Source organism: Pseudomonas sp. MIS38 (genome assembly GCF_019891575.1).
GTDB classification, from domain to species: domain Bacteria; phylum Pseudomonadota; class Gammaproteobacteria; order Pseudomonadales; family Pseudomonadaceae; genus Aquipseudomonas; species Aquipseudomonas putida_A.
The window spans coordinates 1-10,670 of the sequence record NZ_JAFLXF010000044.1; the positions used below are offsets into that span (position 1 = coordinate 1).

Here is a 10,670-nt window from a genome sequence, read left to right on the forward strand (position 1 = left end):
CATGTGAGAGTAGGTCATCGTCAAGATTAAATTCCGAAACCCCAATTGCGAAAGCAGTTGGGGTTTTGTTTTGCCCGCAGGAAAGTATTTTCCTGCCAATACAGGCCCTAACTGCTTGTTTTTGCCCAGATCTGACGCGAAATCCAAGCCCGACTGTAGGCCAAAACACGACTAGCCATGGTGGTCGGAAAATGGATAAAGCCATGGGCGGACGAGGGCAGTAGATGTACTTCAACCGGTGCTGATCGTTGCCAGCGCTCAGCCAGTTCCAGCGTGTCATCGCGCAGCGGATCCAGTTCACCGGTGAACATCAACGCCGGTGGCAATCCGCTCAAGTCGCCGTACAGCGGAGACAGTGGCGCCTGCCGGCGTTCATCATCGCTCAATCCTGGAGTCAACAAGCGTAGCGCCTCGACCATTCCCGGGCCGTCGAGTACCAGCGTTTCAGCAGGTGCTGCGTGCACGCTTGGGGTGCCGGCGAGATCGTAAACGCCGTAATAGAGCAGGGCGCCGCTGACCCGCTGCAGCAGATCGGATGATGCTTTGAGCGCTAACAGGGTGGCAGCTGCCAGATGCGCGCCTGCCGATTCGCCGACAACGATTACCGGCAGGCCGACGAACTCCGTGCAATCATCGCTCAACAGCCAGCGTGCGGCGCACAGACAATCCTGCATGAGATCCTCAACTGGCGTATTGACTGCCAACCGATAGTCGACCGATACCACCGCCACGTTGCATGCCCTGACCATGCCGATATTAAGGTCGTCGTTCATCCGTGCATTGCCGATCACCCAGCCGCCACCGTGGTAATCCAGCACCACACCTTGAGCCTTTCCTTGCGGGCGGATGATTCGGACGGGTACTGAAGTGCCTTGTGAGTGGACCACAATGTTCTGCGCATGAAGATCATGCTTGAGCGTTTTATCCGCGCTGACAATCTGACTGGCACGCAGCAATGCCTGGATCAAACGCGGCGTCAGCCGATTGCGGATGCGAAAACGCGGCAGCCAGGCGAGCTTGCGATTGAAGCGTTGCATCTGCGCCAGATCACTATCGCTGAACTTAAGCACATTCTTAGCCAAATCCTTCCTCCTCAGGTTGCAGCGCCGGCTCAATATTCCCCACCTGCGGCAATGTCTCAGGCACCGCCAGCCACAACAGCACAAACGCCACTCCGGCAATCACCGCCAGGGTCAGAAATGCCGCGTTGTAACCGGCCTCCTGCAGCACAATGCCCGCCACGCTGGCACTCAATGCTGCGCCCAGACCAAACACCGTCGAGAGAGCGCCGAGGCTGATGTTGAAGTGTCCAGTGCCCAGCGTCAGGTCTTTCACTACCACCGGGAACAGCGCACCGAAGATCCCCGCGCCGACGCCGTCGAGCATCTGCACCGCTACCAACCAGTAAGGGTCGGCGGATAACGTATAAAGCACGCCACGCAGCGGCAGAATCAGGAAGCCTGCGAGTAGCAGCGGCTTGCGTCCCCAAACATCGGCTTTGGCCCCGACCAGCAAGGCGACCGGCACCATGACCAGTTGTGCGGCAACGATACAGGCCGAGGTCAGGGGCGTCGCCATCTGCAAGTTGACCTGCGCCAGTTTCTGGCTCACCAGTGGCAGCATCGCTGCGTTGGCCAGGTGAAAGAGGGCGCAGCAGATGGCGAACATCAGCAGCGCCTTGTTGGTCAGCAGCACCGCCAATCCCGAAGGCGCCTTGGCGTGAGTGGCGTCGCTGGGGTCAAGGCCCCGGGCCAGATCATGGTTGATCGCGTTGGCATCGACGAAGCTCACGGCGATAACACTGCACAGCGCCATGACCGCCATCAGATAAAACACCGCCACCGGCCCGAACAGGTACGCGAATCCACCGGCCAGCAGCGCCGCGCAGGCGTTGCCGGCATGGTTGAAGGTCTCGTTGCGTCCGGTGCGTCGGGTGAACGCGCGCGGCCCGGTGATGCCCAGGGTGATCGCCGAAATGGCCGGAGCGAACACCGATGCCGCGGCGGCGCTCAGCGCTTGGGTGATCGCTACCAGACTGAAGGACGTCACGAAGGGCAACACCACGCAACTGCCGGTCACCAGTAACGCGGCAATCGCGATCACCGCTCGTTTACTGCGTGTGTTGTCGACCAGGGCCCCGGCGGGCGTCTGGGTGACAAGGGCGGCAATGCCAGCGAGGGTCATCACCAGCCCGATGCTGGCCGGCTCCCAGTGATGAACGGCCAGCAGGTAAATGGCCAGATACGGCCCGAGCCCGTCGCGCACATCGGCGAGGAAGAAATTCAGGCTGTCCAGCGAGAGGTTGTTGCGACGATTGGTATGAGTGACCACGCTGGCATCTTCAATAAACGAGGTTCGGCGAAATGCCTCAACCTCCGCTAAGTCAGTGACTTGTCGCCTGCGGATTTAGTTTCCTGGCGGATGCCGACGGCACACACTTTTTCGCTCGGCGCTCGCCCCAGCAATGGCAAACCGACCAAGGTCAGACCGATACCGAGTAGCGCGCTGGCACTCAGCGGATCGTCGAACTGCATCCACGCCCACAACAGTGTCACCGGTGGCGTCAAAAACAGTGCGCCACTGATGCGCTGTATGCTGAATTGCTGCAAGCACAGCCAATAAAATCCGTAGCCACCAAACGTCGAGAAGATCACCAGCCACAGCACGCCACTGACGAAATCCGCAGTGATGGGCGGGCACAATTCACCCTCAAGGCCAGCCAGCAGCGCAAATACAGGAATCACCGCGCATACCTGAATGAACAGCGCCGTGGTGGCCGGTATTGCAATGCCCGGCCGGGCTTTCTCAAACAAGGTGGCCGCCGCCAGCGACAATACCGCCAGTAACGGTAAGCTGTAGGCCCACAACCCCGCACCGGCCCATTCGACACTCGCGGCGCTGGCCAGCAGCATGCCGATCACGCACAGCGCCACACCCAGCCATTGCCAGCCACGTGTGCGCTGGCCTGGGACGCTGCCGGCCAGCAGCACGATCGTCAGCGGCAACAGATTGGCAAACAGTGACGCAGTGCCAGGCGTGACGCCAAGTTGAATCGAGGCGGCAATCGGTCCGATGTAGCCACCCATCGCGAATAGCCCAAGCAGTGCCTGATGCCACATGTCCTTGCCGCGTAAACCACGCAAGCCGGGCCAGGCGAACGGCAGCAACAGCAATGCCGCCAATACAAAACGCCACAACGAGGCCAGGTATACGCTGCCCTGATCGGCGACGTAGCGATAGCCAATGAACCCCGAACTCCAGCTGACCACCATTGCCATCAGCAGTAAAAAACGAACAGGCATGACGTTCATCGCATGGCACCTGACAGAGGAATGAGTTCGATGATATGAATCAAGCACTGATGCATTCAAACGATACGATCCGCACCACTGATGCAGGAATTCTCAAGCATGGCCGAAGTCCTTGATATCGAACTGTTGCGCACCTTTCAGGCAATCGTGCGCTTCGGGCAATTTCTCGCCGCCGCGAGTTTCCTCAACAAGAGCCCGTCAGCGGTCAGCCTGCATGTGCGGCGTCTGGAAGCGCTGGCGGGCGGGCGCTTGCTGGAGCGCGATAACCAGACGGTCAACCTCACGCCACTGGGTCGACGCTTCGCCCTGCAGAGCGCCGATTTGCTACGCCACCACGATCAATTGCTGGCGAGTTTCAGCACGCCGCTGGCCAGCGGGCGGGTTCGCCTGGGGATTTCCGAGGAATACGCCGGCGCGGTCCTGGGCTGTACGTTGCCGCACCTGTCGGCAGATTTTCCGCACATTGAGTTGGAAGTCGAAACAGGTGCCAGCGGTCGGTTGAGTGCGCGTCTGGAACGCGGGCAACTGGATCTGGCGTTGCTGGTGGTCGTCGCAGAGGCGCCGCCATCGACGCGTTGCGTAAGGATGCTGGGCCTGACCCAGCCCGTGTGGGTCGCCGCGCACAATTACACGCAGGATCTCACCCGGCCGGTACCGCTGGCCTTGCACGGCAAGGGTTGTCCCTATCGCAGCGTTGCCGTGGATGCATTGAGCGAGCAGGGACGCCGGTGGCGCGCAGTGATTGTCAGCGCCGGTGCCAGCGCGCTGGAAACAGCCATCGAGGCCGGATTGGCGGTGGGCATTGTTGATCGTGCGCAAGTGCGACCCGGCATGCGCGTGTTGAGCAGTGAGGAGGGATTACCCGAGTTGCCGCTGCACGAGTTGCGCCTGATGCAGGCACCGGGTGAATTGAGTGAGGCGGGGGAGGTTCTGGTGCGTTTGATCGGTGACGGCTTCGTGTTGTGACGCGTTGAGCGACGGCAGCCCCGAGCAGGGCCGCCGTCAGTCATTACATCAGTTGATGCGCGGATGCTGCTGCACCAACTCCTTGCGCTTGGCTTCCAGTTCGGCGATTTCGGCGTCGATGTCTTCGATTTTCTGCTCGATGTTGTCGTGATGTTCCTTGAGCAGTTCCTTGGCTTCCTCAAGATCCGACGCCGCCGGTGCGGCACCGCGCAGCGGTTTGTTGGCGGTCTCTTTCATGGTCACGCCGGTGATCAGGCCGACCACGGCAATCACCATCAGGTAGTAGGCCGGCATGTACAGGTTGTTGGTGCTTTCTACCAGCCAGGCCACGGCAGTCGGGGTCAGACCGGCGATCAACACCGAGACGTTGAACGCGGCGGCCAGCGCGCTGTAGCGGATGTGTGTGGGGAACATCGCCGGCAGGGTCGAAGCCATGACGCCGATGAAGAAGTTCAGCAACACCGCGAGGATCAGCAAGCCGGAGAAGATCAGGCCGATCTTGCCGCTGTTGATCAGCATGAACGCCGGGATCGCCAGAAGGAACAGGCCGATACTGCCGACCACAATGAAAGGTTTGCGGCCGATCTTGTCGCTGATAAAACCAATCGCAGGTTGCACGAACAGCATGCCGACCATGATCGCGATGATGATCAGCACGCCACGGTTTTCGCTGTAGTGCAGGTTGTGCGACAGGTAGCTCGGCATGTAGGTCAGCAGCATGTAATAGGTGACGTTAGTCACCGCCACCACGCCAATGCAGGTCATCAGACTGCGCCAGTGTTTGGTCGCGACTTCCTTGAACGAGACCTTCGGCCCGCCCGCCAGACCTTCACGGTCGCCTTCTTCGAGTTTCTCGACGTGCTGTTGAAACGCCGGCGTCTCTTCCAGCGCATGCCGCAGATAGAGGCCGATCATGCCCAGCGGCAGGGCGAGGAAGAACGGCAGACGCCAGCCCCATTCGAGGAATTTCTCTTCGCCGATGATCGTCGAGATCAGCACCACCACACCGGCGCCGAGGACGAAACCGGCAATCGAGCCGAAGTCCAGCCAACTGCCAAGGAAACCGCGCTTGCGGTCGGGCGCATATTCGGCGACGAAAATCGAGGCGCCGGTGTACTCACCGCCGACCGAGAAGCCCTGAGCCATTTTCGCCAGCAACAGCAGGATCGGCGCCCAGATGCCGATCGACTCATACGACGGTATCAGGCCGATGGCGAAGGTACTCAGCGACATGATCACGATGGTCGCGGCCAGCACTTTCTGCCGCCCGTATTTGTCGCCCAGCGCACCGAAGAACAGCCCGCCCAACGGACGGATCAGGAACGGCACCGAGAAGGTCGCCAGCGCTGCGATCATCTGCACGCCAGGATCGGCGCCGGGGAAGAAGATCTTGCCCAGTGCATAGGCGACGAAGCCGTACACCCCGAAGTCGAACCATTCCATGGCGTTGCCCAGTGCGGCAGCGGTGATCGCCTTGCGCATCTTGGCGTCGTCGACAATCGTGATGTCTTTCAATCCGATGGGATTGACCTTGTTTTTCCTTGATTTCATGCGGGTCACTCATAGCTGAACGGATTCGATGCCATTGTTTTGCTGGCATGGGTTCTTTCCGTCAGATACAAGAAGACACGAAAAAATTCACTGCTCAGGGCATTTTTGTCGTTCGCACCCGCCAAGACGCAGCAGAGCCCACCCGGCGGCGATTACGCAAAAGCACAAGACGTCAGGCTGAAAACCCGGATAATGGCCGCCAATTCGTTTCTGCTCTCTGGTAAACCCGCATGGAAATCAAGGTCAACTTTCTCGACAACCTTCGACTTGAAGCCAAGTTCGACGACTTCACGGTGATCGCCGATCAGCCCATTCGCTACAAGGGCGATGGCTCGGCACCGGGGCCGTTCGACTACTTCCTGGCGTCGTCGGCCTTGTGCGCGGCTTACTTCGTGAAGCTGTACTGCGAAACGCGCAATATCCCGACCGAGAATATTCGCCTGTCGCAGAACAACATCGTCGATCCGGAAAACCGCTACAACCAGATCTTCAAGATCCAGGTCGAATTGCCAGCGGACATTTCCGAGAAGGATCGTCTGGGCATCCTGCGTTCGATTGATCGCTGCACGGTGAAGAAGGTCGTGCAGACCGGTCCCGAGTTTGTGATCGAAGAAGTCGAGAACCTCGACGCCGATGCGCAGGCCTTGTTGATGCCGCATTCGACTTCCGAAGCCGGCACCTACATTGCCGGTAAAGATCTGCCGCTGGAGCAGACCATCGCCAATATGTCGGGGATTCTCGCCGATCTGGGGATGAAGATCGAAATCGCCTCGTGGCGCAACATTGTGCCTAACGTATGGTCGCTGCACATCCGTGATGCGCATTCGCCCATGTGTTTCACCAACGGCAAAGGCGCGACCAAAGAGGGCGCGCTGGCCTCGGCACTGGGCGAGTTCATCGAGCGCCTGAACTGCAACTTCTTCTACAACGACCAGTTCTGGGGCGAGGACATCGCCACCGCCGAGTTCGTGCATTATCCGAACGAGCGCTGGTTCAAGCCCGGTCCGAAAGACGAGCTGCCGGCAGAGATTCTCGACCCATACTGCCTGGACATTTACAACCGCGACGGCGAGCTCAAAGGCTCGCACCTGTTCGACACCAACTCCGGCAACACCCAGCGTGGCATCTGCTCGCTGCCGTTCGTGCGCCAGTCGGACGGCGAGGTGGTGTACTTCCCGTCGAACCTGATCGAAAACCTGTTCCTGAGCAACGGCATGAGCGCCGGCAATACCTTGGCCGAAGCGCAGGTGCAATGTCTGTCGGAGATCTTCGAGCGCGCGGTCAAACGCGAAATTCTCGAAGGCGAGATGGCTTTGCCCGACGTGCCGCAGGAAGTGCTGGAGAAGTACCCAAGCATTCTCGCCGGGATCAAAGGCCTGGAAGAGCAGGGCTTCCCGGTGCTGGTCAAGGACGCGTCGCTGGGCGGTGAATTCCCGGTGATGTGCGTGACCCTGATGAACCCGCGCACTGGCGGCGTGTTCGCCTCGTTCGGCGCGCACCCGAGCCTGGAAGTGGCGCTGGAACGCAGCCTGACCGAACTGCTGCAGGGCCGCAGTTTCGAAGGCTTGAACGATCTGCCGCAGCCGACTTTCTCGGGCCAGGCAGTGACCGAACCGAACAACTTCGTCGAGCACTTTATCGACTCCAGCGGGGTGGTGTCGTGGCGCTTCTTCAGCGCCAAGTCTGACTTCGAATTCGTCGAATGGGACTTCTCAGGTCAAGGCGAAAACTCCAACGCCGAAGAAGCCGCAACCCTGTTCGGCATCCTTGAAGACATGGGCAAAGAAGCCTACATGGCGGTCTACGACGACCTCGGCGCCAATGCCTGCCGGATCCTGGTGCCGGACTACTCGGAAATCTATCCGGTGGACGACCTGATCTGGGACAACACCAACAAGGCCCTGCAATTCCGCGCCGACATCCTCAACCTGCACAGTCTGAGCAAGGTCGGCCTGCGCAACCTTGCTCAAGGCCTGGAAAACAGCGAGCTGGATGATTACACCGACATCACCACGCTGATCGGTATCGAGTTCGACGACAACACGCCGTGGGGCAAACTAACGATTCTGGAACTGCGCCTGCTGATCTACCTCGCCCTGCAGAAATTCGAGCAGGCCAAGGATCTGGTCGAAGCCTTCCTGCAATACAACGACAACACCGTCGAACGCGGCTTGTTTTATCAGGCGGTGAACGTGTGCCTGGAAATGGAACTGGACGAGGATCTGGAACTGGCCGATTACGAGGCCAACTTCCGCCGCATGTTCGGCGACGAGCGCATGGACGCGGCGATCGGTTCGGTCAATGGCAGCGTGCGTTTCTACGGTCTGACGCCGACCAGCATGAAGCTCGAAGGGCTGGATCGTCACCTGCGTCTGATCGACAGCTACAAGAAGCTACACGCGGCGCGCGCCAATGCGGCGGGTTTGAATCGCTGATAGCAGACGGTCACTTCTGCTGAGTAAACCTGTCGTGAGGGGATTTATCCCCGATGGCGCGCAAAGTGGGCCGGGCTTCTTCAACCAATAAAGAAGCGGGCCTGCTACGCAGTCCATCGGGGATAAATCCCCTCACCACAAGTGAGTATTGTGGGGACATGGAGTCGGCAAAATGACTCTCACGAATACTGCTGTGTACTTGAACGCCAACGCCATGAACCGCATGGATCAGGACGGCACACTGGACGCCAATCCCGTCTCCGCCGCAAAACCTGCGGGAACCCGCCGCTAATTCTGAGTCCACTGCACAACCCCATGTGGGAGCGAGCCTGCTCGCGAAGAGGGCGTGTCAGTCGCCATCGCTTTGGCTGACAGATCGCATTCGCGAGCAGGCTCGCTCCCACATTGGATTTCTGGCAGCCGCCAATCCTGAGTCCACCCAATAACCCTGTGGGAGCTGGCTTGCCAGCGATAGGGCCGTTTCAGCCAACATCATTATCGGTGCCGTCAGCGCTTGCACTGCGCCTGCACCACCTGGCAAGTGTTCGGCGTCCCTCCGGAGCGGCTCGCATAACGCATGCAGTTATTCAACGACTTCTTGCGCGCCATGCTCAAGGTATCGCCCCAGGCCAGACCGCCTTCGCCGGAAGTGGGCACGGCTTTGGCGTAGCAGTTCGAGCCATTGGTGGCGTAGCGCTTGCTCGAACAGCCGGCCGTCAGCGCCATGGCAGTGGCGAGCAGGGTAAGTAGCACCCAGGACGAGCAGTGGCGTGCGGTGATTGTGGTCATCTGGGTTCCTCGTTGGGTCATGCGCCTCAATTGCCTCGCTGACAGGCGCCGGGCATTATCCAGCAATCGACATAAGGAAGCGTCCCCAATGCGTGCACCCACACTACACCTGATGTGCGGCAAGATCGCCTCGGGCAAATCGACACTGGCCCAATTAGTGGCTGAGGAGCACCGCGCGCTGGTGCTCAGTGAGGATCAGTGGCTGTCGCGGCTGTATCCGGAGCAGATCAAATCCGTGGCGGATTACCTTCGATGTGCGCGGCAGATTCGCGGCGTGCTGGGGCCGTTGGTGATCGATGTGCTTAGCGCGGGGGTGAGTGTGGTGCTGGATTTTCCGGCCAATACCGTGGCGGATCGGCAGTGGCTGCGAGGGCTGGCGGATACTGCAAAAGTGCCGCATTGCCTGCACTATCTCGCGGTGGATGAAGATACTTGCCGCGCCCGGCTACATGCACGCAATGCGCTGGCCGAACATGAGTTTGCGGCGTCGGATGCAGAGTTTGATTTGATCTCCAGCTACTTTCAGGTGCCGGAAGTGGGCGAGGAGCTGAAGATCGTCATGCACGGAAATCGCTAGCAGGCTAGCTCCCACTTTGGATCTCTGGCAGCCGCCAACCCTGAGCTCACCGCAAAAAACTGTGGGAGCTGGCTTGCCAGCGATAGGGCCGTGTCAGTCGCCATCACTTTGGCAGGCTCGCCCCAATCGCCAGCAGGCCAGTTCCCACAATGATTTCCACCGCCTGATCCACGGAGAGACTCGTGGTGTCGAGCCGAAGGATCGGCTGCGTCCAGGCCTCATATTCGTGATTCACAACAGAAAACCAACTCGGTGATGTCAGCCCCGTGATGTCTGATTGCCGCTGCTCAACCCGACGACGATGCTCACGTCGATCCGAGCAAATCACTTCGATGTTGAGCAACGGCGCACCCGAGCGAGCCGCGATGTCGGCCCACGTCGCGTGCAGAAGTGGATGAAGAACTTGACCTACAAAGCCCACATCCGAACCAGGGCAAATTGCAGATCCACAGTGACGCATGTCCGGCCATCCACCCATTCATCTTCGCGAAGGCGACGTCCGGTATTGGTTTCGCGCTCGCCTTTGGCGATGACCAGGACGAACAGGCGGGTGGGGCATTCGAAAGAGCGCAACCGATCAACATCGGCCCGCACTGACCAATCGCCTTCCAGGCACTTGGCCTGCGAGACATCGCCCAGGCATTTGATTTCGGCGACCATCCTCGGCGCACCGTTGTCGTCCAATGAGTACAGGTCCGCTTTGCGTCGGTCGCCTATCGGCAGATCCGTCCAGATCTCGATCTCATCTTCGAACCAGGCTTGCAGACTGATCTGGGCTTGAATCCAATGCTCGCGGCAACTGTTGAGTTGCAGCACTTGCTCAAGATTCTTCTCCATGCCGCGAAAAGCCCGCTCGAACAAACCGAGCCATTGAGTGGTGTCCATTTCACATTTCCTGTGTCAGTCCATTTGGGGGAGGGATTATGGACGGAATCGCCTTCAACCGAAAACTCCACATTCTTCACCGAACCCTGTAGGAGTGAGCCTGCTCGCGATAGCGGTATATCGCTGACATTTGCGTTGTCTGACACACCGCTATCG

At 59.5% G+C, this 10,670-nt stretch carries 10 protein-coding genes; 3 read left to right on the top strand and 7 right to left on the bottom strand.

Annotation, left to right across the window (positions count from 1 at the left end; all coding sequences use genetic code 11):
- Positions 1-107: 107 nt before the first annotated feature.
- Genes J1G18_RS27565 through J1G18_RS27575 form a run of 3 tightly spaced genes read right to left on the bottom strand, consistent with a single transcriptional unit; the run spans position 108 to position 3,311 of the window.
- Positions 108-1,037: an alpha/beta hydrolase fold domain-containing protein gene (locus tag J1G18_RS27565; RefSeq protein WP_223009564.1), complete on the bottom strand. Its 930-nt coding sequence runs from the start codon at positions 1,035-1,037 to the stop codon at positions 108-110.
- 37 nt (positions 1,038-1,074) lie between these two features.
- On the bottom strand, positions 1,075-2,331 hold the full coding sequence (locus J1G18_RS27570) for an MFS transporter (RefSeq protein ID WP_098968352.1): 1,257 nt from the start codon (positions 2,329-2,331) through the stop codon (positions 1,075-1,077).
- Positions 2,332-2,378: 47 nt separating this feature from the next.
- Complete coding sequence (locus tag J1G18_RS27575) at positions 2,379-3,311, bottom strand: DMT family transporter (protein WP_262415695.1); 933 nt, start codon at positions 3,309-3,311, stop codon at positions 2,379-2,381.
- A 99-nt stretch (positions 3,312-3,410) separates the two neighbouring features.
- On the opposite strand from J1G18_RS27575, the gene J1G18_RS27580 reads away from it, so the two are divergent.
- On the top strand, positions 3,411-4,277 hold the full coding sequence (locus J1G18_RS27580; protein WP_223009560.1) for a LysR substrate-binding domain-containing protein: 867 nt from the start codon (positions 3,411-3,413) through the stop codon (positions 4,275-4,277).
- Between the two features lie 48 nt (positions 4,278-4,325).
- On the opposite strand, the gene proP is transcribed toward J1G18_RS27580, so the two are convergent.
- Positions 4,326-5,828 carry a glycine betaine/L-proline transporter ProP gene (proP, locus tag J1G18_RS27585; protein WP_027613786.1) on the bottom strand — a complete coding sequence of 501 codons (1,503 nt, stop codon included), beginning with the start codon at positions 5,826-5,828 and terminating at the stop codon, positions 4,326-4,328.
- Positions 5,829-6,058: 230 nt separating this feature from the next.
- On the opposite strand from proP, the gene J1G18_RS27590 reads away from it, so the two are divergent.
- Positions 6,059-8,263 (top strand): OsmC domain/YcaO domain-containing protein, encoded by a 2,205-nt coding sequence (locus J1G18_RS27590; RefSeq protein WP_223009562.1) that lies wholly within the window; start codon positions 6,059-6,061, stop codon positions 8,261-8,263.
- 507 nt (positions 8,264-8,770) lie between these two features.
- On the opposite strand, the gene J1G18_RS27595 is transcribed toward J1G18_RS27590, so the two are convergent.
- Positions 8,771-9,052, bottom strand: a complete 282-nt coding sequence (locus tag J1G18_RS27595) for a hypothetical protein (RefSeq protein ID WP_098968355.1) — start codon at positions 9,050-9,052, stop codon at positions 8,771-8,773.
- A gap of 88 nt (positions 9,053-9,140) precedes the next feature.
- Between J1G18_RS27595 and J1G18_RS27600 the strand changes: the two genes are divergently transcribed.
- On the top strand, positions 9,141-9,629 hold the full coding sequence (locus J1G18_RS27600) for an AAA family ATPase (RefSeq protein WP_139054459.1): 489 nt from the start codon (positions 9,141-9,143) through the stop codon (positions 9,627-9,629).
- A gap of 103 nt (positions 9,630-9,732) precedes the next feature.
- Here the strand turns inward: J1G18_RS27600 and J1G18_RS27605 are convergent, their stop codons facing one another.
- Together J1G18_RS27605 and J1G18_RS27610 are read right to left on the bottom strand one after the other, a co-directional pair.
- The gene (locus J1G18_RS27605; protein ID WP_193774888.1) at positions 9,733-9,972 is read right to left on the bottom strand and encodes a hypothetical protein; all 240 of its coding nucleotides are present in this window, start codon (positions 9,970-9,972) and stop codon (positions 9,733-9,735) included.
- 65 nt (positions 9,973-10,037) lie between these two features.
- On the bottom strand, positions 10,038-10,514 hold the full coding sequence (locus J1G18_RS27610; protein ID WP_098968357.1) for a hypothetical protein: 477 nt from the start codon (positions 10,512-10,514) through the stop codon (positions 10,038-10,040).
- Between the last annotated feature and the right edge of the window lie 156 nt (positions 10,515-10,670).

Excerpts from the sequence above, each read along its gene's own strand:
- J1G18_RS27565 (WP_223009564.1), bottom strand. The coding sequence starts at position 1,037 with ATGCAACGCTTCAATCGCAAGCTCGCCTGGCTGCCGCGTTTTCGCATC.
- J1G18_RS27575 (WP_262415695.1), bottom strand. The coding sequence starts at position 3,311 with ATGAACGTCATGCCTGTTCGTTTTTTACTGCTGATGGCAATGGTGGTC.
- J1G18_RS27580 (WP_223009560.1), top strand. The coding sequence starts at position 3,411 with ATGGCCGAAGTCCTTGATATCGAACTGTTGCGCACCTTTCAGGCAATC.
- proP (WP_027613786.1), bottom strand. The coding sequence starts at position 5,828 with ATGAAATCAAGGAAAAACAAGGTCAATCCCATCGGATTGAAAGACATC.
- J1G18_RS27590 (WP_223009562.1), top strand. The coding sequence starts at position 6,059 with ATGGAAATCAAGGTCAACTTTCTCGACAACCTTCGACTTGAAGCCAAG.
- J1G18_RS27595 (WP_098968355.1), bottom strand. The coding sequence starts at position 9,052 with ATGACCACAATCACCGCACGCCACTGCTCGTCCTGGGTGCTACTTACC.
- J1G18_RS27600 (WP_139054459.1), top strand. The coding sequence starts at position 9,141 with ATGCGTGCACCCACACTACACCTGATGTGCGGCAAGATCGCCTCGGGC.
- J1G18_RS27610 (WP_098968357.1), bottom strand. The coding sequence starts at position 10,514 with ATGGACACCACTCAATGGCTCGGTTTGTTCGAGCGGGCTTTTCGCGGC.